The following is a 26,697-nucleotide window of genomic DNA, read 5'->3' as shown; positions in this document are numbered from 1 at the left end:
CGCTTCAGCCCGCCGATCAGGGATCGAGCGGGTCGAGTGGATCGATCCGTGCCGAACGAGGATCGGGGCGGAAGGTGAGCTCGGTAGGCGAGAGCCGGCGGCCGATCACGCCGGGTTCGTAGCCGAGTTCTCGACGGTTCCTCTCCCCAAAGGCGGGGCTCTCGATCATCCGGCTCTGGTCCGGGTTGCAGACGATCAGCGCCTCGCGATCGAGCGGCGCTCCCAATGCCATCAGCCGTCGCGTGGCGTTGCGCAGGTTAGTGGTGGTGTGCCGAGCATAGGGCTCGATGACGATCGCCTCGGCAGGCACGCCATAGCGCTCGATCAGCGCGCGGCGCATCTCGACGGCCTCGTTATGGGGCGTGCCGTGCGGGTGTGCGCGGCCACCGCTCACGATGATGAAGGGAGCGTCTCCCTCCGCGAAGCGGTTCGCGGCGAGCCGGACGTGGTACTTGCCCCCTGGACTGAGTGGCATGTCGGGAACCTCGGGGCCGATCCCCGTCAGCACGATGGCCGTATAGCGGTAGCGGGACCAGTCGAGGCCGCGGGCCCGCGCCATCGCCGCGGCGTTGTCACCGCCGTCGATCGGCTCGAAACCGCTCGCATCGGTGCGGTCGTTCACGTCGAGCAGCGCCAGGCCCAGTTCCATGCTCGGATCGAGCGTCTGCAAGGAGCCGGCACGCGGCGTGTTGCGCAGGCGGACCGCAGCCGCCAGGCGCGTCTGCGCCTCCGTGCTGCCGAACGCCGCCGATGGCCCGTCGATGGAAGGGTAGCGCGCGGGCATTCCCAAAGCATAGACGCGGACGATCGCGTTCAGCCCACGGATCTCCCGGGCAAGGCCGGAGGCCAGGCCGTCGTCGGGTATCAGCCGCCGATCACGCAGCAGCGGGGCGGCATTCCGCTCCACCGCATGCGCAAGCGCTGCCAGTTCCTGCTCGTCCCACAGCGAGGCTTCCGCAACGCACGGGGCCGCTTCCGCGCAGGCGGCGGTGCGCTTTGCACGCGTCGCAAGCGTGGTGGCGAGGCTGCGATCGGCGCGGAGCCGGGCGATCGTCTCCGGCGACCGACCCATCGCATCGACCATCGGGAACAGCCGCTGCGCCAGAACCTCGGTCGCGCGGTCGCGGACCTCGGCTGCCACAGCAGGCTGAACCGCCGCCGCGAGCATTGCGGCGGCGAAGGTGATGCGAAGCGCTCGATGCCTCACCACGACTTGGAGACGACCAGACGGAAGTTCCGGCCGAAGATCGGGCGGCCGTAGATGGCCTCGCTGCTGCCCTGGCCGCTCAGCGAGTCGGTGCGGGTATTGCCTTCGGTCAGGCCATGCGCGTTGAAAAGATTGTCGCCGACCACCTGCACCTGCCAGCTCGCCCGGCGCAGCGTCACGCCCGCACCGATCGTGCCGTAGGAGGGCAGCGCGGTGTTGTTGTACAGGTCGACGTAGCGCTTCCCCATGTAGGTGTAGCGGCCATAGACCGAGATTTCCGTCTCGCCCGAGGTAAAGTCGAAGCTCGGCCGGATGTTGCCGTAGATCTTGGGCTGGCGGACGATCTGATTGCCTTCTGCCTGCTCGGGATCGGCGCCGGTCGCGCTCTCGAAGTTCTTGTACTTCGGGTCGCTGACGGTGAGCGCGCCGTTCAGGGTGAACCAGGGGGTCACGGACCAGGCGCCATCGAATTCCACGCCCTTGACCTGCGCCTCGCCGATGAAGGGGACGTTCACGTCGTTGCGGCCCGTGGTCGGGTCGTACGCCAGGAACGAGGCGTTGAGCGGGTCGAAGTTGGTGTAGAAGCCGGTGACGTAGAGGTAGGAGCGCCCGGCGGCGAGCTTCAGCCCGGCCTCGAACTGGTCGGCGACCGTGGTGATGATCGTCGGGTTGATGCTCATCACGGTCTGGACGCTGGGCGGCGTCTCGAGGTGCGAGGCGCGGCCGTAGACGCCGACATGGTCGCTGAAGTCATAGTTGGCGCCGACCGTCCAGTTGGTGACGTTCGGCTTGCCCTTCTGGTTGATGATCGCTCCGGTGAAGGCGCGGGTGGCATCGTCCGCCAGCGTGGTACGATCGCCGAGGTCGGCCTGCTCGGTCAGTGCCGCCCAGCCTTCGTAGCTGTAGCGCTCGTGGCGGATGCCCGCGTCGATGCGCAGGCCCGGTACGATCTCCCAGGTGTCGTTGGCATAGATGGCGAACATCTTCGCGTCGGAGTCGCCCTGGTTCAGCGTGGCGGCGTAATTGAGCACGCCGTTGTCCGTCACCCGGCCGAGCTCTGCACCCGAGGCCGAATAGGCGACGAGGTCGAGCGTGCGCGGCTTGCCCGCGACCTCGATCAGATAGTTCTGGTAGAGTGTCCGGCTGTCCTCGCCATAGAGGCTGGCGTAGAGGCCGAGCTTGATGTCGTGGCTGCCGATGCCGGTCTCGAACTTCTTTGCCACGGTGAAATTGCCCTGGCCCGAATAGAATTTCGAGTGAATGTCGCGATACTGGCCCTGCATCACCAGGCCCGATGCCGCATCGGGACCATAGACGGTGTTGGTCCCCGCCAGCACATAGCCGAAGCGGTTCACCGCCCCGAACGCAGCGGTCGCGCGCGCCAGATAGCCGTTGGCGAAGCTGTCGGCGTCGGCCGGATTGGTGGTCGAGTAGAAGGCGGTGAAGTCGAGCTTGCCCTGCGTGTATCCAACCTTGGCCGAAACGAGCCACCCGTCGAAATCGGCGTCATATTGCGCGCCGAAGTTCACCATCTGCATGTGGCGCCCGTCGGACAGGTCGCTGGTGCGGCTCTGGATCACGCCGGCGCCGTCGCGGTACTTCAGGTTGACGTTGCGCAGCGCCGGCGAGTTCATCGTGCCGGTGAAATAGTCGATGTACGGATCCAGCGAGACGCTCGGGTCGCGCGGGTCGGCGATCGGAATCGGCAGATAGAAGACGTTGTGGTCGTTGACGTAGTTGAAGTTCAGCTTGATCGAACCGTTGTCGAGGTCATGCTTGAGGTTCGCGCGGATCTGGCCGCCCTTGTCGTTCGGGAAGCCGTTGTCGCGATAGCCGTCGTGGTACCGCAGGAAGCCGCCGACGGCGTAGTAGGTGTCTTCGGCGATCGGGCCGGACTGATAGGCGTCCAGGCGATAGAGGCCGGTGTCCCCCAGCGTCAGCTGCGCCTTGCCGCGCGGCGTCTCCTCGCCGGTGACGGTGATGGCATTGATGATCGCGCCCGAATAGCTGGCGTAGACCGGCGCCGGGCCACCGCGAACGACTTCGGCATGGTCCGTCATCAGGTCCTGCTTGAGGATCGCGTCGCCGCGGAAGAACACGCCGTCGTTCTCGTGGAACAGGGGCAGGCCGTCCTGCTGGAAGCTGACGAAGCCGCCGTCGTTCGGCAGGCCGCGGATACGGTAGATGTTCTGCACCTCACCGCCGGTGATCTCCGTCTGGAAGCCGGGCAGCTGGCCAATCAGGTCGGCGAAGTTGACCGGCGCGATCTTCTCGACGTCCGTCTGGGAAATGGTGTTGATGGCATAGGACACGTCGAATCGCCGCTGCGCGCGGGTGGATCCGGTGACGATGATCTCTTCAGGCGACACGTCGCCGGCCGCCTGCGGGTCCGACGCTTCGGCCGATGCAGCCGCTGAAGTCGTTTCCTGCGCCCAGGAAGGTGCGGCGACGAAGCACAACGCGGGAAGAGCGGCGTAGGCGAGCTGCTTGATGTTCGGCATGATATCCCAGTTCTGAACAGTACCCGGAAGGGGCAGGCGACTGGGAGCGAGCGGCTAAGGCAAAGCCATGACAGATCTGTTACGGAGTGGGACCGGTTACAGGCCTATCTGCCTGCCGATCGAACCTTCTGGTCATCAATGAAAGACAAACAGGCGTGCCTTTGGCACTATGCGCGAGGACGGGAATAGCGGTGGCTTAGGCGGGGCATCGGCGAGGGCGGAGCTGATGTCGTCAGCTCCGCCCTCACGGTGCATCAGGGGCCTACGTCCGCACCATCCGGCTTCAGGCGATAGTTGGTGGTGGTGCCGAGGCCGAGCGCCTGGGCGACGCGATCGTTCCAGCCATACGGGTCGTTGCGGATCACCGGCTCGCCGGCTTCGTCGAACAGTACGGTCTGGTAGAGCATCCGGACCGGGATCTCGCGCGGCAGCTTGACGAACGTCTCCTTGCCGGTCGCGCGCGCCTTGTTCCACTCGTCGATCACGCCCTCGTCCTTGGCGAGCATCTCGGCAAAGCCCAGCGCATCCTCGACGCGCACGCAGCCATGGCTGCGCTGGCGCTGCACCTGCTGGAACAGCGGCTTTGCTGGGGTGTCATGCAGGTAGATGGCGTGGTCGTTCTGCATGTCGAACTTGACCAGGCCCAGCGAGTTCTTCGGCCCCGGCTGCTGTACGATCCAGCCGTCCTCCCACGCCATGTTGTTGCGGCGCAGATAGTCCGATCCCTTGCCGGCGATTTCCTTTTCCTGGATCGAGCGGGGCACCGTCCAGGTCGGGTTGGCGACCAGGCGGAAGATCGGTGAGCCCAGCTGCGGCGTCTCGTTGTCCGGCTCGCCCACCACGACCTTGCGACTGTTCACGAGCTTGCCGTCGCGCCAGTAGCTCAGCCGTGCCGCCGCGACATTGACGTCGATACGGGTACCGGGCGGAGTACGCTCGATCCAGCGCAGCCGCTCCATGTTCACGGCGATCGCCCGGGCACGATCGGCATCGGAAAGGTTGAGAATGGCAAGCGCATCGCTGCCGATCACGCCGTCCGGCTTGATGCCGTAATCAGCCTGCATCTGCTTGACGGCTGCCGCCATCGCCGGCGTGTAGCGATTGCCGCCTGCCGCCGCCCGATCGAGATAGTCGGAGGCGACCAGCTGGCTGGCGATCATCGGGATGCGCGCGTCGGTTGCGCCCGGCTTCAGCGGCTCGCCCTTGTCCGGGATCACCGGCGTGGCCGCCTCGCCCTGCTTGCGCAGCCCCAGATAGGCTTGCGACAGCTTGCGATAGTTCGCGTCCTGCGGGGCGAGGCTCTCCAGCCACTCGCCAACCTTGCCCTGCTGAAGCGCCTGGGCGAGCCCCTGCTTCAGGTCGGGGTTCGGCCGGGGCACATTATACACCTCGTAGAGCTTGGTCGGATCGGTCGCGCCACGTGCCAGGGCGCCGGCATAGGCGAGCGCCGCCTTGGTCAGTGCCGCTTCGTCCTCGCCAGCCGGAACCTCGAAGTTCATCTTGTCGAGGCCATGGGCGGCGCGCTTGTTGAGGGCGTCGCGCAGCTGGTCGGCTGTGGATTTGCTCCACTGCGCGGGCTGGGTGCTGCCTTCGCTCGTTGCGGTCTCGTTTGAGGAGCTCGTGTTGACGTTGCAGGCCGACAGCATGAGCGACATCGCGAGCAACGATGAACCGATAAGACCGACGCGCACCCGCTTCTCCTCGTTATTTTGCAGGGGGATAACGCCGAAGCTGCCGTTTCGCTCCCGCAAGGACGCGTCCTCGCGTTCTTGCCGCAACCGCTGCGTCTCTCGTCGGTTGGAGGAGAAGCAGAGGAGACGCAGCATGACCGACAGGGACATGGGTACGCCCGACCACAACCTATCCACCGAGCATCAGAAGACCGGGGACGCGGCCTTTCCGAGCGACACGCTCGACAAGCCGGCGGACGAGGTACACCCGGCCAAGGACTTCGACCCCGCCGGCGACGTCGGCAAGCCGCAGCCCGGCGGGAGCTGATCCAACCTCAGAGATAGTCGGCGAGCGCGAGCCAGGCCTGCTGCTTGGCCGCGACGCCGACGGTGTGCAGCGGGCTGCTGGAAGGCAGCGGTACGATGGCATAGCCGTTCGCCGCCGCGCCGAGTTGCGCCGTGCCGTGGCGCAGTGCCGTGCCCCCGTTGAACCCGATTGCCCGGAGCTGCGGCAGTGTAGCGACGAGCGAGGCAAGGTCATTGGCTGCAAGGTCGCGGATCGCTGCATCGCTGCTGCCGGTCCGTCGTGCTTGTGCCACCACGTCCCACAGGCCGATCCCGGCCCTGCGCAGCGCCGCCAGCCGCGCCTCGTAGGGAAGCGGCACCAGATCCTGCCCGGCTACCGGCGACATTAGGCTCCAGAACTGGTTCTGTGGGTGCGCATAATAGCGGCGCTCGGCCAGCGAGCGTTCGCCCGGCAGGCTTCCAAGCACCAGCACGCGCGTATCCGGGGCCACCACCGGCGGGAAGCTCCGCTTCATCTCGTCTGTCACAGCGCTTGGGCCGCCGCCCAGCCGCTCGCCCAGGCCCATTGGAAATTGTACCCACCGAGCCAGCCGGTCACGTCCATCGCCTCGCCAACCACATAGAGGCCCGGCAGGTGACGCGCCTCCATGGTGCGCGAGGAGAGCCCCTCCGTCGCGATGCCGCCGACCGTCACCTCCGCCTTCGCATAGCCTTCGCTGCCATTCGGAACGAAGTGCCAGTTGCCGAGCCGCTGCTCGGCATCCCGGAGCGTGGCGTCGCGCTGGTTGCCGAGTTCTCCGACCACAGCCAGGCGTTCGGCGAGAGCCTCGGCGAGCCGATCGGGAAGTGCCGTCGAAAGCACCGCCCGTAGGCCTGCGCGCGGACGGGTGCGTTTTGCCTCGAGCAGCCACCCCGCGCCTTGATCCGGTAGGAAGTCGATGCCGATCGTGTTCCGGTGCCGCCAATAGGAGGACACCTGCAGGATCGCGGGACCTGACAGGCCGCGGTGGGTGAACAGCGCCGCCTCCCGGAACGCCGCCTTGCCGCAGCGCGCGACTACTTCGGTCGCGACGCCTGAGAGCGAGCGGAACAGCGCGTCCTCCGGCGGCAGCGTCAGCGGCACGAGAGCGGGGCGGGGCTCGACGACCTTCAGCCCGAACTTGCGGGCGAGATCATAGGCAAAGCCGGTCGCGCCCAGCTTCGGGATGGACGGGCCGCCGGTGGCGATAACCAGCGCCGGCGCCGTGAGCGTGGCATCACCGTGCACCACCGTGAACCGTCCGTCCGCATGCGAGACGTCGCGGATCGGCGCGCCCAGGCGGATCGCCACGGCGCCCGCTGCGCACTCGTCCAGCAGCATGGCCACGATCTGCCGCGCCGATCCGTCGCAGAACAGCTGCCCCAGCGTCTTCTCGTGCCAGGCGATGCCGTGTCGCTCGACCATCTCCAGAAAGTCGCCGGCGGTGTAGCGGCCGAGCGCTGACTTGGCGAAATGCGGGTTGGCGGACACGTAGCGATCGGGCGCGGTGCCCAGGTTGGTGAAGTTGCAGCGGCCTCCGCCCGAGATCAGGATCTTGCGGCCGGGCTCTGGCGCATGGTCCACGACGACCACACGCCTGCCGCGCTGCCCGGCGACGGCCGCGGCCATCAGCCCGGCGCCACCCGCGCCGAGCACGATCGCATCGAAGCTCTGCATCGGTCAGCCGGCGGCAGGCGCGAAGCTGAGGATGGCGTCCTCGTGCTTCTCCGGACGGATGTAGATGGAGGTGAGGGTGGGGATCGCGGCCTTCAATTCGGCCTCGATCTCCTCGATCAGTGTTTCGCCTGCGCCCATGGTGAGCGCATCGTCGAAATCGGCGCTGATCGCAACGAACACTGCGTCGGGTGCGGTGTGGATGGTGCGCACGTGGTTCACGGCCGAGATGCCCGGCTTGGCACCGACCACCGTGCGCACGCGCTCGATCAGTACGGGGTCCGCGCGCTCACCGATCAGCAGCCCCTTGGCCTCGCGCGCCAGCAGACCCGAAACCGTTGCCAGGATCAGGCCGATGAGGATCGATGCGACGCCATCGATGCGGGGATCCCCGAAATAGTGGCTGGCCCACACGCCACCGCCCGCGACCACTAGGCCGATCAGCGCCGCCGAGTCCTCGAACAGAACGATGAAGCCGGCCGGATCCTTGGACTCGTGAATCGCGCGCCACCAGCCGGTGTCGCCGCGCTTGGCGTTGAATTCGCGCACTGCGATCGTCCAGGACGAGCCTTCCAGCAGGACGGCGATCCCGAGCACGACGTAGTTGATGAGCGGATCGCTGAGCGGCTCTGGCTCCAGGATATGGAGGTAGCCTTCGTAGATCGATACGCCGGCGCCGACCGCGAAGATCAGCAGGGCGACCACGAATGCCCAGAAGTAGAGCTCGCGGCCATAGCCGAACGGGTGCTTGGCATCGGCCGGCCGGCGCGCGCGCCTCTGCCCGTAGAGCAGCAGCACCTGGTTGCCGCTGTCCACTACCGAGTGCACGCCCTCCGTCAGCATCGAGGACGAGCCGGTGATACCGGCGGCGATGAACTTCGCGACACCGATCCCGAGATTCGCCGCGAGCGCGCCATAGAGAACGAGGTTGTTCTTGATGTGCGCGCCCGCGCCGTCCTTGGCCATGAACCATTCCCTGCCTGTGCGGATGCTGAAGTGCCTGGGCAGCACCTGTGGTTCCGCCAGCCCTCGCGTGGCGGCGTCCGGGCTGCTAGGCGGCAGCGATGCTGAACCTCAATGGAATCACGGTGCGCCTGGGCGGGCGGCTCATTCTCGATGGCGTCAACGCGGCGCTGCCGCCGGGCAGCCGCGTCGGCCTAATCGGCCGCAACGGTGCCGGCAAGTCGACCCTGGTGCGCGTGATCGCGGGCGAACTGGAGCCCGATGGGGGCGCCGCGGAGATGCCGCGCGGCAGCCGCCTGGGCTATGTCGCGCAGGAAGCGCCCGCCGGCAGCGCCACGCCGTTCGAAACGGTACTCGCCGCCGACACGGAGCGGGCAGCGCTGATGCAAGAGGCCGAGACGTCGCACGACCCCGACCGCCTGGCCGAGGTGCACGAGCGGTTGCTCGCAATCGACGCCCATACCGCGCCGGCACGTGCCGCGCGCATTCTGGTGGGCCTCGGATTTGACGAGAGCATGCAGCAGTCGCCGCTCGACGGCTTCTCCGGTGGCTGGCGCATGCGCGTCGCGCTCGCCGCCTTGTTGTTCAGCCAGCCCGACGTGCTGCTGCTCGACGAGCCTTCGAACCACCTCGACCTGGAAGCGGTGCTGTGGCTGGAGGACTTCCTCAAAAGCTATCGTGCGACCATCGTGATCGTCAGCCACGAGCGCGACTTCCTCAACAACGTCGTCGATCACATCCTTCACCTGCAAGGCGGCAAGGTGACGCTCTATCCGGGCGGCTATGACGCGTTCGAGCGGCAACGCGCCGAGCGGATGGCGCAGCTGGAGGCGGCGCGGGCCAACCAGGTCGCGCAGCGCGCAAAGCTGCAGGATTACATCGCCCGCAACTCTGCGCGCGCTTCGACCGCCAAGCAGGCGCAGTCGCGCATCAAGGCGCTTGCCAAGATGGCGCCGATCGCCGCGATGGCAGAGGATCCGTCGCTGTCGTTCGATTTCCCCGATCCCGACGAACTGCGCCCCCCGCTGGTGACGCTCGACATGGCGAGCGTCGGCTATGGTGAAAAACCGATCCTCAAGCGGCTTAACTTGCGGCTCGACCCCGACGATCGCATCGGTCTGCTTGGTCGCAACGGCAACGGCAAGACCACGCTCGCCCGACTGCTCGCCGCGCAGCTGACGCCGATGGAAGGCGAGATGGCATCCTCGTCCAAGATGCGGGTCGGCTATTTCACCCAGTATCAGGTCGAGGAACTCGACGCGCGCGACACGCCGCTCGAGCACATGACCCGGCTGATGAAGGGCAAGACGCCAGGCGCGGTGCGCGCGCAGCTCGGGCGGTTCGGCTTTTCGGGCGACAAGGCGACGACGCTGGTCGGCAAGCTTTCGGGCGGCGAGCGCGCGCGGCTCGCCCTGGCGCTCATCACCCGCGACGCGCCGCACATGCTGATCCTCGACGAGCCGACCAACCACCTCGACGTCGACGCGCGCGAGGCGCTGATCCAGGCGCTGAATGCCTACACCGGCGCGGTGGTGGTGGTCAGCCACGATCGGCACATGCTGGAGACCACGGCCGACCGGCTGGTGCTGGTCGACGGCGGCACCGCCAGCGACTTCGACGGCAGCCTCGACGACTATATCGCGCTGGTGCTGGGCGGCGGCAGCAAGGCGGACAAGGCCGAGAAAAAAGCCAACAAGAAGGAGGACCGCCGGGCCGCGGCCGAAGCACGCGAGCGTGCCCAGGGGCTGCGCAAGGAGGCCCAGGCCGCCGAGCGGGAGGTGGTGAAGCTCACTGCCGAGCGCACGGCAATCGACCAGGCGATGTTCGCGCCATCGGAGGCGGCGCCGGCGCTTGCGAAGCTTACCATGACCGAACTGATGAAGCGCCGAGCGGATCTGTCCGAGCGGATCGAGGCCGCCGAGACCCGCTGGATGGAGATCAGCGAGACGCTGGAGGGCGCAGCGGCGTAGCGGCCGCACTGTCGGCGCGGTGCGGGCCTGCTGATTGGCAGGCCTGCTTCCCTCTGGCATCAGTCCGATGATGCCGAAAATAGCCTGTGAATGGGGCCTGTCCGGAATTGAGGCGTGGAAAGCCTCTGCGGACCTCTTCATCATCGTCGACGTGTTGTCCTTCTCGACGGCAGTTAGCGTAGCCTTCGGAAGCGGTGCGATCGTGTTCCCCTTTCCGTACGGCGATGCCGCCGCGGCAGCGGCCGAAGCTGCTCGGCATGGAGCGGTTGCAGCGTCGCCGCGCAGTGCTGGAGGGGGACAGCTCAGTCTTTCGCCGGCCAGCCTGAAGCATATCGCGTGGGGGACCCGCCTCCTGCTGCCGTCGCCGAATGGCTCCCGGCTGTCGCTGACGACTGGTGACGCTCCGACGATCTGCGGCTGCTTGCGCAACGCCCGAGCGGTCGGTGGGGCGGCAAGCTCCCTCGCCGGTGATGGAACGATCGTCGTGATTGCGGCAGGGGAGCGGTGGCCGGATCAAACGCTGCGACCAGCCATCGAGGATTGGCTCGGAGCAGGTGCCATCATCGATGCTCTTGGCGGGACACGGAATGCAGAGGCCGGTCTAGCAGCCGAAGCGTACAGGGCAGCGAAGCCCCGCCTGGCCCAGATCCTCCGCGACAGCCGCTCGGGCCGCGAACTCTCCGGTTGGGGATACGCCGCCGATATCGAGGTCGCGCTTGAGGTGGATTCTGCCGACGTCGTGCCGATGATGCGAGAAGGTGCATACCAGGCCCTCTGAACCGGCTTCATCATTGCCTCGCAGTCTCCGCGCTGCAACATTCTCTCCCTTGCGAAGGGGAGCTCAACACTTGCGATCGATTCTGCGCCTATCCGCCGCCGCCCTGCTGCTCGCCTGCACCAGCAGCCTTGCCCATGCCCAGTCGGCGGAGACCACCACCACCGTCGAGAAGAAGAAGGCGGAGGACGAGACCAAGCCGCCGCCGCTGCCGGGCGACAAGACGATCAGCCAGTCGGCGCGGATCGGCGGGCGCACGCTGTCGTACAAGGCGACCGTGGGCACGATCCCCGTGCGCGACGCGAAGGGGAAGGAGATCGGCCAGGTCACCTATACGGCGTACACCGTGCCGGGACGCGATCCGGCGCGTCCGGTGACCTTCGCCTTCAATGGCGGGCCGGGCGCCGCGTCGGTCTACCTCAACCTGGGCGCCATCGGGCCCAAGCGCGTCCAGTTCGGTGCGCAGGGCGATGCGCCCTCCGACGCCCCGATCGCGAGCGACAATCCCAACAGCTGGCTCGACTTCACCGACCTGGTGTTCATCGATCCCGTCGGCACCGGTTTCAGCCGCAGCCTGGTGGACGAGGCGGAGACCAAGAAGGCGTTCTACGCCAACGATCCCGACATCAAGTACCTGTCCAAGGTCGTCTACGACTGGCTCGTCAAGGAAGGCCGGCTGCGCTCGCCCAAGTACGTGATGGGCGAGAGCTACGGCGGGTATCGCGCGCCGCGGATCGCCTATGAGCTCCAGTCGCAGATTGGCGTCGGGGTCAACGGGATGATCCTGGTGTCCCCTTATCTCGATCCCGCCTCGGGGGACGGCGCGACCGCCCTGTCGCCGCTGCCGTGGATGATCGATCTGCCGTCGATGGCGGCGTCCAACCTGGAGCGGCAGGGACGCCTGACGCCGGCCGCGATGGCGGAAGTGGAGGCCTATGTCCGCGGCGACTATGCCCGCGACCTGCTGCGCGGCCGATCCGATCCCGAAGCGACCGCGCGGATCTCGCAGCGCGTGGCGGAACTGACCGGGCTCGATCCTGCGATGGTGCAGAAGCTGGGCGGCCGGATCGACAGCCGCACCTACCTTCGCGAGATCCATCGCAACGAAGGACGGATCGGCAGCATCTATGATTCCAACGTGACGGCGTTCGATCCCTTCCCCTGGTCGGCCCAGCAGCAATCGAACGACCCGATCCTGGACGCGTTGATCGCGCCCACCACCAGCGCGATGGTCGACTTCGTCACCCGCGAAGTGGGCTGGAAGACGGATGCGCGCTACCATGCGCTTTCGTACGAGGTGAACCAGGCCTGGGATCGCGGCAAGCCGGACGACACGCCGGTGAGCGACCTGCGCAAGGCGATCGCCAACGATCCCAAGATGCGGGTGATGATCGTCCATGGCTGGGACGACCTCTCCTGCCCCTTCTTCGCCTCGCGCCTGATCGTCGACCAGATGCCGGCGTTCGGCCAGGCGGAGCGCGTGCAGCTGCGTGTCTATCCGGGCGGGCACATGTTCTACAGCCGCAGCGACAGCGGCGCGTCGTTCAAGCAGGATGCCCAGGCGCTGTATCGCTGAGCCCGTAGCTGCCGGTCGCGCAAACGGGCGCGATCGGCAGCGCCATACTCGCTCGCGGTGGCGTCTTAGCGACGCTTGAGCAGCGTCTCCACGCTGTCGTCGACGGTGCCGATCTTGCCCGGCTCATGGCCGGCCTCCTGCTCCAGCGCAGCCCGGATCTGCTCGATCTGCCGGTCGGTCAGATGCTCGATGCCGATGAACTCGCCGCGAGCTGGGCCAAGGGCACGGATGAGCTCGTCGAGCTTCGCCTGCATCGCCGCTGCGTCCCGGTTCTGGGAGTTCTGGATCAGGAACACCATCAGGAAGGTGACGATGGTGGTCGCGGTGTTGATCACCAGCTGCCACGTGTCGGAATAGCCGAAGATCGGCCCGCTAACCCCCCAGGCTAGGATCGTAACGAGCGCAAGCACGAACGTCAGCGGCTGTCCGGCAGCAGTTGCGATGCGGGTGGATATGGCGGTGAAGATGTTGTCCAGCATGCGCGTACCCAAAGCGCGAACTGCCGCGAAAGCAAGCAGCGCCGCGCCTTGGTCATAGCATCAGAAGTTGAGTCCGACCCGCGCCAGCAACCGGCTGTCCGCGTTGCGGCCATCCGCATAGGGAGAGTCGACGATCGCCCGGTCGGAGATGTCGGTATCGACATAGTCGATGCCGATCACCAGCGGGCCGGTGACATGCTCCACGCCCAGGCGCCAGTCCATGTAGTTGCCGCCCGGCCGCAGGCGCGCAGCGCGCAGCGTGTTGTCGACGTTCCCCGAGCTGCGGCCGATCCCCGCGATCAGCGTGAACGGCGTCACGGGGATGCCCATGCGCCCTTCCGCGCCGATGTAGAAGTTGTCGCCGCCGATCGCCGACTGCTTCGGCGCATAGCGTGCAAAGCCGTCGAGCTGCACGGGACCCAGCGCAAAGCCGGCGCCGCCGCCGAGCTCGAGGTAGCTGAGCGCGCGGTCGCTGCCCGGGAAGAAGTGGCCGGTGACCCCACCGTCCAGGCGGACCGGTCCCAGATATTGTGCGTAGCTGGCGGCGAGATCGATCCCCACCGCAGCGCCGCCGTGGCGAGGGCTGTCGTTCAGCGTCGCGACCGAACCCGTGACCGAGAAGCCCTGGCCCCCAAGCGGGATGGTCGCCGTCCCTCGCAGGCTGACGTCGCCGTCGCTCCAGCTGATTCCCCGCTCGCGATCGTCGGTGGTGAGTTCCACGGAAAGGGTTGAGCGCTCCGTCTCGCTCTGGGCACGGGCGGGCAGGGCGGCGGCAACGGAGAGAAGGGCGCTGCCGACCAGAAGAAGCAGGCGGGACTTGGCTCCCGGGGCGGAACAGCGCGTGCGCATCGACGATCTCCGAAGATTGGGTGGTGCGATCGCGTTCGGCAAACGCGACCAGCTGGGTGCGGAGGCTCGGGAGGCCTGCCTCGACATGGCTGCGATAGCGATGCGCCCCGCGTCGCGCCACCCCGAGCGGTGACCCTCATCGGCTGCGACGCACCTGTCGGCGCGGGCCGCTGGATCATCCGCAAAACAAAACCGCCGCCCGGTTTCCCGGACGGCGGCTTCGTTGTTCAGGCTGATCGCTACGATCAGTCGTTCAGATACTCGCCCGCATCCTCGTCGGTGCCGTGACCGCTCGGGGTGACCGACGCGAGGGCGTCGCTCGTGCCCTGGTCGTCGCGGACAGAACGCGCATGCTCGGCCTCATGCTCTTCCTCGGCGCTGTTCGGCGCGATGAGAGCGGCCTGGAGCGCCCGCTGCTGTGCGCGGAGCGCCACGTCGCGGCTGGTTGCCGCCACGCGCAGGCGGTTCATGCCCGCACCGGTACCCGCCGGGATGAGCCGGCCGACGATCACGTTCTCCTTCAGGCCGTTCAGCGAGTCGATCTTGCCCTGCACCGAAGCCTCGGTGAGCACGCGGGTCGTCTCCTGGAACGAGGCGGCCGAGATGAAGCTGCGGGTCTGCAGCGACGCCTTGGTGATGCCCAGCAGGATGGGCTTGCCCTGTGCCGGCTGCTGGCCCGGGGCCAGCTTGGCATTGGCTTCGTCCATCTCGTCGCGGTCGAGCTGCTCGCCCGCCAGCAGAGTGGTGTCGCCACCGTCGGTGATCTCGACCTTCTGCAGCATCTGGCGAACGATCACCTCGATGTGCTTGTCGTTGATCTTCACGCCCTGCAGTCGATAGACTTCCTGGATTTCCGACACGAGATATTCCGCAAGCGGCTCGATGCCGAGCACCTCCAGAATATCGTGCGGATCCGGGCTGCCGCCGATCAGGTTGTCGCCACGCTTGACGTAGTCGCCTTCCTGAACGTCGATCACCTTCGACTTCGGCACCAGATACTCGACGACCTCGCCGCCGTCCTCGGGCTGAATGCCGATCTTGCGCTTCGCCTTATAGTCCTTGCCGAACACGACGCGGCCGGAGACCTTTGCGATGATCGCATTCTCCTTCGGCTTGCGCGCCTCGAACAGCTCGGCGACGCGCGGCAGACCGCCGGTGATGTCGCGGGTCTTGGCAGCCTCGCGGCTGACACGGGCCAGAACGTCACCGCCCTGAACCTGCGCACCATCCTCGACCGAGAGCGTCGCGCCCGGCGCCAGCATGTAGCGGCCGGCCTCACCCGAATTCTCGTCGAGCAGGGTCAGGCGAGGACGCAGATCCTCCTTCGACTTGCCGCGATATTCGGTGACGACGCGCTGGGTGATGCCCGTCGCTTCGTCGGCCTGCTCGGTCAGGGTCTTGCCGTCGATGAGGTCCTGGTACTTCACGGTACCCGGGTTCTCGGTGATCACCGGCATGGTGAACGGATCCCACTCCGCCATGCGGTCGCCCGCGCTGATGATGTGGCCATCGTCGCACAGCACATAGGCACCGTACGGGATGCGATCCACGGAAAGCTCGCGGCCGTCCATGTCGACGATCGCGATCTCGCCCGAGCGGCTGAGCACCACGCGGCGGCCACGCTGGTCCATAATGACGCGCAGGTCGCGATACTCGACCTTGCCGTCGACCGGCGCTTCCAGGTTCGACTGCTCGTTGAGCTGCGCCGCACCGCCGATGTGGAAGGTACGCATCGTCAGCTGCGTGCCCGGCTCACCGATCGACTGCGCCGCGATCACGCCGACGGCCTCGCCGATGTTCACCGGCGTACCGCGGGCGAGGTCACGCCCGTAGCACTTGCCGCACACGCCGATCTTGGCCTCGCAGACGAGCGGGCTACGGATCTTCATGCCCGGCACGTTCAGCGCCTCGATCTGCGTGATCATCGCCTCGTCGAGCAGCGTGCCCGCAGGGATGACGACCTCGCCGGTCTTGGTGTCGACCACGTCCTCGGCCGTCGTGCGGCCCAGGATGCGCTCGCCGAGCGACGCGATGGTCGAACCGCCCTGGACGATCGCCTTCATCTCGAGCGCACGCTCGGTACCGCAATCCTCTTCCATGATGACGCAATCCTGCGACACATCGACGAGGCGGCGGGTCAGGTAACCCGAGTTGGCGGTCTTCAGCGCGGTATCCGCGAGGCCCTTACGAGCGCCGTGGGTCGAGTTGAAGTACTCAAGGACGGTCAGGCCTTCCTTGAAGTTCGAGATGATCGGCGTCTCGATGATCTCGCCCGAAGGCTTGGCCATCAGACCGCGCATGCCCGCCAGCTGCTTGATCTGCGCTGCCGAACCACGAGCACCCGAGTGCGCCATCATGTAGATGGCGTTGACCGGCTTCTCGCGACCATTGTCTTCGTGCTTCACCGCACGGATCTCGTCCATCATGGCTGCCGCCACCTGGTCGCCGCAACGGCTCCAGGCATCGATCACCTTGTTGTACTTCTCCTGCTGCGTGATCAGGCCGTCCTGATACTGCTGCTCGTAATCCTTCACGAGAGCACGCGTCTCGTCGACCATGCCTTCCTTGGCGGCCGGGATGATCATGTCATCCTTGCCGAAGGAAATGCCGGCCTTGAACGCGTTGCGGAAGCCCAACGCCATAATGGCGTCGGCGAACAGCACCGTCTCCTTCTGGCCGGTGTGGCGATAGACCTCGTCGATCACGTCGCCCACGTCCTTCTTGGTGAGAAGGCGGTTGACGGTCTCGAACGGCACCTTGTGGCTCTTCGGCAGCGTCTCGCCGAGCAGCATGCGGCCCGGCGTCGTCTCGACGCGCTTCATGTAGGTGTTGCCGTCCTCGTCCGTCTGCGGAACGCGGCTGATGATCTTGGTGTGCAGCGTGACGGCGCCGGCGTGCAGTGCCTGGTGCACCTCCGCCATGTCCGACAGCATCATGCCTTCGCCGGGCTCGTTCTGCTTCTCCATGGAGATGTAGTAGAGGCCCAGGACCATGTCCTGCGACGGCACGATGATCGGCTTGCCGTTTGCAGGGCTCAGGATGTTGTTGGTCGACATCATCAGGACGCGCGCTTCCAGCTGAGCCTCGAGGCTCAGGGGAACGTGCACGGCCATCTGGTCGCCGTCGAAGTCGGCGTTGAAGGCCGAGCACACCAGCGGGTGCAGCTGGATCGCCTTGCCCTCGATCAGAACCGGCTCGAACGCCTGGATGCCGAGACGGTGGAGCGTGGGAGCCCGGTTGAGCATCACGGGATGCTCGCGGATCACCTCGTCCAGGATGTCCCAGACTTCCTTGCGCTCCTTCTCGACCCACTTCTTGGCCTGCTTCAGGGTCATGGACAGACCCTTTGCATCGAGGCGCGCGTAGATGAACGGCTTGAACAGCTCGAGCGCCATCTTCTTGGGCAGGCCGCACTGGTGCAGCTTGAGCTCAGGCCCCGTCACGATGACCGAGCGGCCCGAATAATCGACGCGCTTGCCGAGCAGGTTCTGACGGAAGCGACCCTGCTTGCCCTTGAGCATGTCGGACAGCGACTTCAGCGGACGCTTGTTGGCGCCCGTGATCGTGCGACCGCGGCGACCGTTGTCGAACAGCGCGTCGACGGCTTCCTGCAGCATGCGCTTTTCGTTGCGGACGATGATGTCCGGCGCGCGCAGCTCCATCAGCCGCTTGAGGCGGTTGTTGCGGTTGATCACGCGGCGATACAGATCGTTCAGATCCGAGGTCGCGAAGCGGCCACCGTCCAGCGGCACCAGCGGGCGCAGCTCGGGCGGGATGACCGGAACGACGTCCAGGATCATCCACTCGGGGCGGTTGCCCGAGTCGATGAAGCTCTCGACGACCTTCAGCCGCTTGATGATCTTCTTGGGCTTCAGCTCGGACTTGGTGACCGCCAGCTCTTCGAGAAGCTCCTTGCGCTCACCTTCCAGGTCGAGCTCCATCAGCATCGTCTTGACCGCTTCGGCGCCGATGCCGGCGGAGAAGGCGTCCTCGCCGAACTGGTCCTGCGCCTCGAGCAGCTCGTCCTCGGTGAGGAGCTGATACTTCTCCAGGCTGGTGAGGCCCGGCTCGATCACGATGTAGCTCTCGAAGTAGAGCACGCGCTCGAGCTGCTTGAGCTGCATGTCGAGCAGCAGGCCGATGCGCGACGGCAGCGACTTCAGGAACCAGATGTGCGCAACCGGGGCGGCCAGCTCGATGTGGCCCATGCGCTCGCGGCGGACCTTCGAGACGGTGACCTCGACGCCGCACTTCTCGCAGACGATGCCCTTGTACTTCATGCGCTTGTACTTGCCGCACAGGCACTCATAGTCCTTGATCGGACCGAAGATGCGCGCGCAGAACAGGCCGTCACGCTCGGGCTTGAACGTGCGATAGTTGATCGTCTCGGGCTTCTTGATCTCGCCGAACGACCAGGAACGGATGCGCTCGGGGGAGGCGATGCCGATCTGGATCTGGTCGAAGGTCTCCGGCTTCTGGACCGGATTCGCGAAGTTGGTCAGTTCGTTCATGTCGTATTCCCTCTAGGGGCAAAACTCCGGGCGAAACGGGGAGGGGCACCGCCTGCGCGGCGCCCCCGCTCCCTTATTCCGCCGCCTCGGCCAGACCGTCGTCTTCCTCGAGTGCCTTGAGCTCGACGTTGAGGCCCAGCGAACGCATTTCCTTGACGAGCACGTTGAAGCTCTCCGGGATGCCGGCCTCGAAGGTGTCGTCGCCCTTGACGATCGCCTCGTAGACCTTGGTGCGGCCGACCACGTCGTCGGACTTCACCGTCAGCATCTCCTGCAGGGTATAGGCCGCGCCATACGCCTGCAGTGCCCAAACCTCCATTTCGCCGAAGCGCTGGCCGCCGAACTGCGCCTTACCGCCCAGCGGCTGCTGGGTGACGAGGCTGTACGGCCCGATGGAACGCGCGTGGATCTTGTCGTCGACCAGGTGGTGGAGCTTCAGCATGTAGATGTAGCCCACGGTCACCTTGCGGTCGAACGCGTCGCCGGTGCGCCCATCGTAGAGCGTCACCTGACCCGACGGATCCAGCCCGGCCATCTCCAGCATCCGCGACACGTCCGCTTCGCGGGCGCCGTCGAACACTGGCGTCGCCATCGGCACGCCGTTCTTCAGGTTCTGCGCCAGCTCGACGATCTCCTCGCCGTCGCGGGCGTCGATCTCCGCATGGTACTGCTCGCCATAGATGGTCTTGAGGCGATCCTTGACCGCGTCCGGCATCGCGCCGATCGACGGGTTCGGATTGGCCTCACGCCACTGCTCCAGCGCCTCGGTAACCTGCCGGCCAAGACCGCGCGCGGCCATGCCCAGGTGGGTCTCGAAGATCTGCCCGACGTTCATGCGCGACGGCACGCCCAGCGGGTTGAGCACCAGGTCGACGGGGGTGCCGTCTTCCAGGAACGGCATGTCCTCCTGCGGCAGGATGCGCGAAATGACGCCCTTGTTGCCGTGACGGCCGGCCATCTTGTCGCCCGGCTGCAGCTTGCGCTTCACCGCAACGAAGACCTTGACCATCTTGAGCACGCCCGGCGGCAGCTCGTCGCCACGCTCCAGCTTCTCGCGGCGATCCTCGAACTTCTCGCGGATCTTGCGGGCAGCCTCGTCGTACTGCGCCTTCACGGCTTCCAGGTTCGACTGGACCGTGTCGTCGGCGACCGCGAACTTCCACCATTCGTGGCGATCGACGCTGTCGAGCACGTCGCTGTCGATCACGACGCCCTTCTTGACGCCCTTGGGCGCCGCGGCGGCGGTCTGGTCGAGCAGCATCTCGCGCAGGCGGCTCCAGGTCGCCCGGTTGAGGATCGTGCGCTCGTCGTCCGAGTCCTTCTTAAGGCGCTCGATTTCCTCGCGCTCGATCGCCATCGCGCGCTCGTCCTTGTCAATGCCGTGACGATTGAAGACGCGGACGTCGACGATCGTGCCGGCAACGCCCGGCGGCAGACGCAGCGAGGTGTCGCGGACGTCGGAGGCCTTTTCACCGAAGATGGCGCGCAGGAGCTTCTCCTCCGGCGTCATCGGGCTTTCGCCCTTCGGCGTGATCTTGCCGACCAGAATGTCGCCCGGCTCGACCTCGGCACCCACGTACACGATGCCCGCCTCGTCGAGGTTGCGAAGCGCTTCCTCGCCGACGTTCGGGATGTCGCGGGTGATATCCTCCGGCCCGAGCTTGGTGTCGCGGGCCATCACCTCGAACTCGTCGATGTGGATCGACGTGAACACGTCGTCCTTCACGATCCGCTCGGAGATGAGGATCGAGTCCTCGTAGTTGTAGCCGTTCCAAGGCATGAACGCGACGAGCGCGTTGCGGCCCAGCGCCAGCTCGCCGAACTCGGTCGACGGACCGTCGGCAAGCACGTCGCCTGCCTTCACCACGTCGCCCACCTTCACCAGCGGACGCTGGTTGATGCAGGTTGACTGGTTCGAGCGCTGGAACTTCATCAGCGTGTAGATGTCCACGCCGCTTTCGTTCGCATCGACGTCACCGGTCGCACGGATCACGATGCGGGTCGCGTCGACCTGGTCGACCACGCCGGCACGCTTGGCCGAGATCGCGGCGCCGGAATCCCGGGCCACGGTCTCTTCCATGCCGGTGCCCACGAACGGAGCCTCGGCCTGGACCAGCGGCACCGCCTGGCGCTGCATGTTCGAGCCCATCAGCGCGCGGTTCGCGTCATCGTTCTCCAGGAACGGAATGAGCGAGGCCGCGACCGACACCAGCTGCTTGGGGCTGACGTCCATCAGGGTGATCTGATCGCGCATCGCCATCAGGAACTCGCCTGCCTGACGCGCGGAGATCAGGTCCTCGACGAAGCGACCTTCGGCATCGAGCTCGGCGTTCGCCTGCGCGACGGTGTGCTTCTGCTCTTCCATCGCCGACAGGTAGACGACCTCGTCGCTGACCTTGCCGTCGATCACCTTGCGGTACGGCGTCTCGATGAAGCCGTACTTGTTGACGCGCGAGAACGACGCCAGCGAGTTGATCAGGCCGATGTTCGGGCCTTCCGGCGTTTCGATCGGGCAGATACGGCCATAGTGAGTCGGGTGGACGTCGCGGACTTCGAAGCCCGCACGCTCACGAGTCAGGCCGCCCGGCCCGAGCGCCGAGACGCGACGCTTGTGCGTCACTTCGGAGAGCGGGTTGGTCTGGTCCATGAACTGCGACAGCTGCGACGAACCGAAGAACTCGCGCACCGCGGCGACCGCGGGCTTGGCGTTGATCAGGTCGTTCGGCATCACGGTCGAGACGTCGACCGAGGACATGCGCTCCTTGACCGCACGCTCCATGCGCAGCAGGCCGACGCGATACTGGTTCTCCAGCAGCTCGCCCACCGAACGCACGCGACGGTTGCCCAGGTTGTCGATGTCGTCGACTTCGCCCTTGCCGTCCTTCAGGTCGACCAAGGTCTTCACGACCGCGAGGATGTCCTCGGTGCGCAGCGTGGTGACCGTGTCCTCGGCGTCGAGGTCCAGGCGCATGTTGAGCTTCACGCGGCCGACGGCCGAGAGGTCGTAGCGCTCGGGATCGAAGAACAGGCCGCCGAACAGCGACTCCGCGGTTTCCAGCGTCGGCGGCTCGCCGGGGCGCATGACGCGATAGATGTCGGACAGCGCCTGCTCACGCTCCTCGGCCTTGTCGGCCTTGAGCGTGTTGCGGATCCACGGACCGGTGGTGACGTGATCGATGTCGAGCAGCTCGATGCGATCGATCCCGGCCTTGTCCAGCAGCTCGAGGTTCTCGGCCGACACTTCGTCGCCCGCCTCGATGTAGATGCGGCCCGTCGTCTCGTCGATCAGGTCATAGGCGCTGTAGCGGCCGTAGATTTCCTCAGTCGGGATCAGCAGGTCGGTGAGACCGTCCTTGCCGGCCTTGTTGGCGGCACGCGGGCTGATCTTCTGGCCGGCCGGGAAGATGACCTCGCCGGACTTCGCGTCGACGATGTCGAACGCCGGCTTCTGGCCGCGCCAGTTCTCGGCGGCGTACGGGATCTGCCAGCCACCCTCACCGCGCACGAAGGTGACGGTGTTGTAGAAGTGGTTGAGGATCTCTTCCGAGTTCAGGCCCAGCGCATACAGTAGGCTGGTGACCGGCAGCTTGCGCTTGCGGTCGATGCGGACGTTAACGATGTCCTTGGCGTCGAACTCGAAGTCGAGCCACGAGCCGCGGTACGGGATCACGCGCGCCGCGAAGAGGTACTTGCCCGATGCGTGGGTCTTGCCGCGATCGTGGTCGAACAGCACGCCCGGCGAGCGGTGCATCTGCGAGACGATGACGCGCTCGGTGCCGTTGATGAAGAAGGTGCCGTTCTCGGTCATGAGCGGCATGTCGCCCATGTAGACGTCCTGCTCCTTGATATCGAGCACCGAACGGGCTTCCGTATCGGGATCGACCTCGAACACGATCAGGCGCAGCGTGACGCGCATCGGCGCCGCATAGGTGATGCCGCGCTGGCGGCACTCTTCGACGTCGAACTTCGGATCCTCAAGCTCGTAGGTCACGAAGTCGAGTTCGGCGGTGCCGGCGAAGTCGCGGATCGGGAACACGCTGCGCAGCGTCTTTTCCAGGCCCGAGACATAGCCCGTCGACGGATCGCTCCGCAGGAACTGCTCGTAGGATTCGCGCTGAACCTCGATCAGGTTCGGCATCTGCACCACTTCGTGGATGTCGCCGAACACCTTGCGGATACGGCGCTTCGCGGTGCCGTTCTCGATTGCCTTGGTCGCCATGGGAGTAGGTCGCCTCGCTTGGTCAAATTTCGCGCCCGGGAAGCCCCGGGCAGATGCGCGAACGAGACGCAAAAAGCCGCGTCATCCCTGATGGGATCGCAGCTTCGGGGCGTCTCGAAAGACCTCGGCCGATCCATTCGTCCAATGCGTTGCGCGACGACGCATCATTTCCCGATCGTGAGGCAGGGCCGGGATATAGGGCACGGGTCGGAAACAGTCAAGGAATCGCGAACCTTGGGTGAGGGCGTGGCTTGATCCCGAGCCGAGGGGCGTCGTTCGGCCTGGCGCAGCATTGCCACGGTCCGGCGCACCGAGGCCTGATGGGTGCTGGCGGCGCGGGCGCGGATCGGCGTTGGCGGAACGCATGACCATTCGCGCCATCGCTGCAACCACCGTTCTTTTCCTGCCTATGGCCGCCGCCGCGCAGGATGCGGCGCCAGGACCGGTGCCGCTTCCCTGGACGCTGCCGCCCGGCAACAGTGTGACACCGCCAGCGGTCGAGCCGCCGGCAGCGACGCCGTCCGGTCCGGAAGCGGAGCCCAGGCCGACGCCGACCCCGCGCCGGACGGCGCGCCCGCAGCCGACGGCGACGCCTGCGCCAGCACTGGTCGCGCCGCCACGAGTGCGGCCGACTCCTTCGCCGGCTCCCGAAGTGGCGCCAACGGCTGAACCAATTCCGAAAACCGCGCCGACGCCCGAGCTGACGCCGGTGGCTCAGCCCGAGCCCGAGGCCGAACCGGCGCCGGAGCCATCAGTCGCAACCGACCTGCCGCCGGCGACGCCCGAGCCCGCAGGGGAGTCGCGCAGTTCGCTGTTGTGGATCCTACTCGCGGCAGGGCTGGTCGCCGCAATGGCCGCGCTGCTGTTCTGGCGCCGCCGCAAGCCCGAAGATGCTCCGGACGAGATCGCCGAAGTGGCGGCCGAGCCTGCCTCGATCGTGGCACCGCGCGTGGCAGCCGCACCGGAGCCTGCCACTCCGGTGGAACCCGCAACACCTGCGCAGCCGCGCTTCCTAAACCGCGCGGTGCCCGGCCCTGTGCCGACGCCTGCTGCTCCTGCCCCAGCATCCGAGCCGGAAGGCCCGAGCTTCCTGACGCGTCCGATGCCGGAACCAGAGGGCCTGGTCGTGTCGACCGCGTTCCGCACGCCGCCCGCCACGCCCGCCCCGGCTCCAGCGCCGGCGACAGAGCGGGCGCCGCTCGACTTCACTTTCCTGCCAATGGCGATGGGCACCGACGGCGACAAGGCGGTGGTTCGCTTCGAACTCGGAGCCAGCAATCCGACCGACATGGCTGTGCCCGAGCTGCGCTTCGCCGCAGGCCTGTTCGGCGCCAGCCCGCAGCAGGATGCCGAGATCGAACGCTTCTTCGCGGAACTGCCGATCCATGCGCAGCTCCAGCCGTTCCCGGTGGCGGCAGGGGAGGCGCGCAGGGTCGAGGCGACCGTGTCGCTGCCGCTCGACAACCTGCCGGTGTTGAGCGCCGGCGAGCGGCGCTTCTTCGTGCCGGTGATGGCGATCGACGCGCGCTACCGCTGGTCCGACGGACGCGAGGCACGCACCCGCGTCGCGTTTGTGGTCGGCCGTCAAATCCAGGGCAGCGACAAGCTGGCACCGGTGTTTCTCGATCGTGGCGACCGGATGGTCGATCGGCTCGAGGCGCGGCTCCACGGCGAGGTTCGTCGGGACTGAGGGAGGGCACAGCCTCCCCCAGCCCCTCCCCGGAGGCGGGCAGTACCGAGACATCGCCGGCGGAAGCTGAGGCTTCCGAGAGCATCGGGCTCCTGCGCAGGAAGGGGCCCAGGGCCCAAGCCGCTGTACTCGACCGGCCTTACAGAAAGGCGCGTGAGCTCCGGTGTGGGGCTTCTAAGGCGCGTTGGCAGGGCAAGGCGCAGGGCCGCGTCTGCGACGGTCGCAGCGGCGGCCCGCATCCAGCGTCTTCAAGCACGAAAAAGGGGCGGCTCCTGGTCGGAGCCGCCCCTCTTCTTGTCGGCAAGTGCCGCCCGGCCGAAGCCGGGCGCCGCTTACTTGACCTCGACGGTCGCGCCGGCGCCTTCCAGCTGCGCCTTGATCTTGTCGGCTTCGTCCTTGGCGATGCCTTCCTTGACCGGCTTCGGCGCGCCCTCGACGAGAGCCTTCGCTTCGGTCAGGCCCAGGCCGGTGATCGCGCGGACTTCCTTGATGACGTTGATCTTCTTGCCACCGTCGCCGGTGAGGATCACGTCGAACTCGGTCTTCTCTTCGACAGCAGCAGCGCCGCCAGCAGCGCCGCCAGCAGCCGGAGCAGCCGCAACCGCAGCAGCGGCCGAAACGCCCCACTTCTCTTCGAGCAGCTTCGAGAGCTCAGCGGCCTCGAGGACAGTCAGTTCGCTCAGCTGGTCGACGATCGCGTTCAGGTCAGCCATGTGTAATCTCCAAAATCAGATAGTTCGGGTTGATAGTCAGGGCAGGGGCGCCGATCAGGCGGCCTCCTGTTCCTTGTCCGCATGCGCCGCAAGCACGCGAGCGATCTGCGCCGCCGGTGCCTGGGTGATGGTCGCGAGCTTGGTCGCAGGTGCCACGATGAGCCCCACGATCTTTGCGCGCAGCTCGTCGAGCGACGGCAGGCCGGCAAGTGCCTTGATACCTTCCGCGTCGAGAAGCTGGCCGCCCATCGCCCCGCCGACGATCTCGAGCTTGTCCGTGGTCTTGGCGAAGTCGTTGACGACCCGGGCGGCAGCCACGGGGTCGGCAGACGTCGCAAGCGCGGTCGGCCCGGTCAGCAGGTCGGCGATGACCGAGTAATCGGTGCCTTCCGCTGCGATCTTGGCAAGGCGGTTCTTCGCGACCTTGTAGCTGGCGCCGGCTTCGCGCATCTTCGTACGGAGCGCCGTCGACTGGGCGACGGTCATCCCGAGGTTGCGGGTGATGACCACCACGCCGACCTCGTTGAAGGTGCGGTTCAGCTCGGATACCAGCTCACTCTTTTGAGCGCGATCCATGCCGTTCTCCTCACAAATGGGCGGTGCGCTAGGCACAGCCCGGTACATGTCCCGATGGCGAACCACCGGGGGCGACGTGTCCGAGGGGCATGGGCTCTGGTGCCAGCGGATCAACCCGATGGCGGACCCGGCGCTGCGGATGCAGGTCGCCAGGAATAGAATCACCTTCCCCGTCTAGGCAGGGCATTAAGCCGGAAGCCGGCACCTGCTGTCTCGGACGGCGAGCCGGACGCGCACGCGCGCCGGATCAGGTGGCGCCCATAGCAGACCGGCGCGGCGAAGCAAGCGAAACCGATCGGGGTCCCGGAACGAAACAAGCCGGTCCCAGCAACTTAGCTGCTGCTGGTGAACATCGGGAGCCGAGTTGGTAAACGAAACGTTAAGACTCGGCTCGTGGCACGGTGCCACGGCCCGGAGGCCGTTCAATGCGTTTCGCCCGTTCCCTTTTCCTTGCAACTGCGCTCGCGGGCACGGTGCTCGCGGCCGGGCCGGTTCAAGCTGCGCCACCGCAGCCCAAGGTGGTGAGCGTGATGGAGACCGGCGGCGTCCTGCAACCCGGCGAATATCTCTGGGCGCCGGAAGGCGTGCCGCCCGGCAAGCTCGCCATCGTGGTCGATCTCCGGCGCGAGCGGCTTTACGTCTACCGCGGCGGCGTGGAGATCGGGCGGACGCTGATCATCTATGGCGCGGACCATAAGCCGACGCCGACGGGCAGCTTCCCGATCCTGGAAAAGGATCGCGACCATGTCTCGAACCTCTACAATGCACCGATGCCGTACATGCTGCGGCTCACCTGGGGCGGCGTCGCGATCCACGGGTCGGGCGAGGACGTCGACAGCCGCTACGCGACCCACGGCTGCATCGGCGTCCCCGACGAGTTCGCAGCGCTGCTCTATGCGCAGGCCAGGAAGGGTGACACCGTCCTGGTGACGCGCGACTGGATGCCGGAGGTGTATGGCACCGAGGGGGTTCAGGTGGCGGTAGCCGGTTGAAGTCTTG

At 66.6% G+C, this 26,697-nt stretch carries 18 protein-coding genes; 6 read left to right on the top strand and 12 right to left on the bottom strand.

Annotation, left to right across the window (positions count from 1 at the left end):
* Positions 1-16: 16 nt before the first annotated feature.
* From ABDZ92_RS06800 to ABDZ92_RS06790, 3 genes are all read right to left on the bottom strand, one after another.
* On the bottom strand, positions 17-1,210 hold the full coding sequence (locus tag ABDZ92_RS06800; RefSeq protein WP_241211835.1) for a YdcF family protein: 1,194 nt from the start codon (positions 1,208-1,210) through the stop codon (positions 17-19).
* The gene (locus tag ABDZ92_RS06795) at positions 1,204-3,708 is read right to left on the bottom strand and encodes a TonB-dependent receptor (protein WP_125960756.1); all 2,505 of its coding nucleotides are present in this window, start codon (positions 3,706-3,708) and stop codon (positions 1,204-1,206) included. The genes ABDZ92_RS06800 and ABDZ92_RS06795 overlap by 7 nt, the downstream gene beginning before the upstream one ends.
* Positions 3,709-3,962: 254 nt before the next feature.
* A complete protein-coding gene (locus ABDZ92_RS06790) occupies positions 3,963-5,399 on the bottom strand; it encodes a L,D-transpeptidase family protein (RefSeq protein ID WP_241211836.1) in 1,437 nt (478 codons plus the stop codon).
* Between the two features lie 133 nt (positions 5,400-5,532).
* Here ABDZ92_RS06790 and ABDZ92_RS06785 point away from each other — a divergent pair, with 133 nt between their 5' ends.
* Complete coding sequence (locus tag ABDZ92_RS06785; RefSeq protein WP_164521261.1) at positions 5,533-5,706, top strand: hypothetical protein; 174 nt, start codon at positions 5,533-5,535, stop codon at positions 5,704-5,706.
* Between the two features lie 7 nt (positions 5,707-5,713).
* On the opposite strand, the gene ABDZ92_RS06780 is transcribed toward ABDZ92_RS06785, so the two are convergent.
* The 3 genes from ABDZ92_RS06780 to ABDZ92_RS06770 are packed head-to-tail and all read right to left on the bottom strand — an operon-like array spanning position 5,714 to position 8,343.
* Positions 5,714-6,199, bottom strand: a complete 486-nt coding sequence (locus tag ABDZ92_RS06780) for a DNA-deoxyinosine glycosylase (RefSeq protein WP_241211837.1) — start codon at positions 6,197-6,199, stop codon at positions 5,714-5,716.
* Between the two features lie 8 nt (positions 6,200-6,207).
* Positions 6,208-7,380: a BaiN/RdsA family NAD(P)/FAD-dependent oxidoreductase gene (locus ABDZ92_RS06775; RefSeq protein ID WP_125960758.1), complete on the bottom strand. Its 1,173-nt coding sequence runs from the start codon at positions 7,378-7,380 to the stop codon at positions 6,208-6,210.
* A 3-nt stretch (positions 7,381-7,383) separates the two neighbouring features.
* Positions 7,384-8,343, bottom strand: a complete 960-nt coding sequence (locus ABDZ92_RS06770; protein ID WP_125960759.1) for a cation diffusion facilitator family transporter — start codon at positions 8,341-8,343, stop codon at positions 7,384-7,386.
* 98 nt (positions 8,344-8,441) lie between these two features.
* Between ABDZ92_RS06770 and ABDZ92_RS06765 the strand changes: the two genes are divergently transcribed.
* The 3 genes from ABDZ92_RS06765 to ABDZ92_RS06755 all read left to right on the top strand — a co-directional run bounded on the left by ABDZ92_RS06765 (position 8,442) and on the right by ABDZ92_RS06755 (position 12,661).
* Positions 8,442-10,310, top strand: coding sequence for an ABC-F family ATP-binding cassette domain-containing protein (locus tag ABDZ92_RS06765; protein ID WP_125960760.1), 1,869 nt, complete (start codon positions 8,442-8,444; stop codon positions 10,308-10,310).
* Between the two features lie 34 nt (positions 10,311-10,344).
* Positions 10,345-11,088, top strand: a complete 744-nt coding sequence (locus ABDZ92_RS06760; protein ID WP_272695144.1) for a 2-phosphosulfolactate phosphatase — start codon at positions 10,345-10,347, stop codon at positions 11,086-11,088.
* A gap of 70 nt (positions 11,089-11,158) precedes the next feature.
* Positions 11,159-12,661, top strand: coding sequence for a S10 family peptidase (locus tag ABDZ92_RS06755; protein WP_125960761.1), 1,503 nt, complete (start codon positions 11,159-11,161; stop codon positions 12,659-12,661).
* Positions 12,662-12,726: 65 nt separating this feature from the next.
* Here ABDZ92_RS06755 and ABDZ92_RS06750 read toward each other — a convergent pair whose 3' ends face one another.
* The 4 genes from ABDZ92_RS06750 to rpoB all read right to left on the bottom strand — a co-directional run bounded on the left by ABDZ92_RS06750 (position 12,727) and on the right by rpoB (position 22,719).
* Positions 12,727-13,137 carry a low affinity iron permease family protein gene (locus ABDZ92_RS06750; protein ID WP_125960812.1) on the bottom strand — a complete coding sequence of 137 codons (411 nt, stop codon included), beginning with the start codon at positions 13,135-13,137 and terminating at the stop codon, positions 12,727-12,729.
* 63 nt (positions 13,138-13,200) lie between these two features.
* Entirely contained in the window at positions 13,201-13,989 is a 789-nt protein-coding gene (locus ABDZ92_RS06745; RefSeq protein WP_125960762.1) for a TorF family putative porin, read from the bottom strand.
* Between the two features lie 245 nt (positions 13,990-14,234).
* Positions 14,235-18,500 (bottom strand): DNA-directed RNA polymerase subunit beta', encoded by a 4,266-nt coding sequence (gene rpoC / locus ABDZ92_RS06740; protein ID WP_125960763.1) that lies wholly within the window; start codon positions 18,498-18,500, stop codon positions 14,235-14,237.
* Between the two features lie 73 nt (positions 18,501-18,573).
* Positions 18,574-22,719, bottom strand: coding sequence for a DNA-directed RNA polymerase subunit beta (rpoB, locus tag ABDZ92_RS06735; protein WP_125960764.1), 4,146 nt, complete (start codon positions 22,717-22,719; stop codon positions 18,574-18,576).
* A 364-nt stretch (positions 22,720-23,083) separates the two neighbouring features.
* Here rpoB and ABDZ92_RS06730 point away from each other — a divergent pair, with 364 nt between their 5' ends.
* Positions 23,084-24,409, top strand: coding sequence for a hypothetical protein (locus ABDZ92_RS06730; RefSeq protein ID WP_125960765.1), 1,326 nt, complete (start codon positions 23,084-23,086; stop codon positions 24,407-24,409).
* Positions 24,410-24,741: 332 nt separating this feature from the next.
* On the opposite strand, the gene rplL is transcribed toward ABDZ92_RS06730, so the two are convergent.
* Together rplL and rplJ are read right to left on the bottom strand one after the other, a co-directional pair.
* Positions 24,742-25,122: a 50S ribosomal protein L7/L12 gene (gene rplL / locus ABDZ92_RS06725; protein WP_125960766.1), complete on the bottom strand. Its 381-nt coding sequence runs from the start codon at positions 25,120-25,122 to the stop codon at positions 24,742-24,744.
* Positions 25,123-25,176: 54 nt separating this feature from the next.
* Positions 25,177-25,698, bottom strand: a complete 522-nt coding sequence (gene rplJ, locus ABDZ92_RS06720) for a 50S ribosomal protein L10 (protein WP_125960767.1) — start codon at positions 25,696-25,698, stop codon at positions 25,177-25,179.
* Between the two features lie 425 nt (positions 25,699-26,123).
* Here rplJ and ABDZ92_RS06715 point away from each other — a divergent pair, with 425 nt between their 5' ends.
* Positions 26,124-26,690, top strand: a complete 567-nt coding sequence (locus tag ABDZ92_RS06715) for a L,D-transpeptidase family protein (RefSeq protein WP_125960768.1) — start codon at positions 26,124-26,126, stop codon at positions 26,688-26,690.
* Positions 26,691-26,697 lie beyond the last annotated feature (7 nt).

The sequence above is a fragment of the Sphingomonas molluscorum genome, assembly GCF_039522995.1.
Taxonomy (GTDB): Bacteria; Pseudomonadota; Alphaproteobacteria; order Sphingomonadales; family Sphingomonadaceae; genus Sphingomonas; species Sphingomonas molluscorum.
This window is presented reverse-complemented; position numbering and strand designations above follow the sequence as displayed.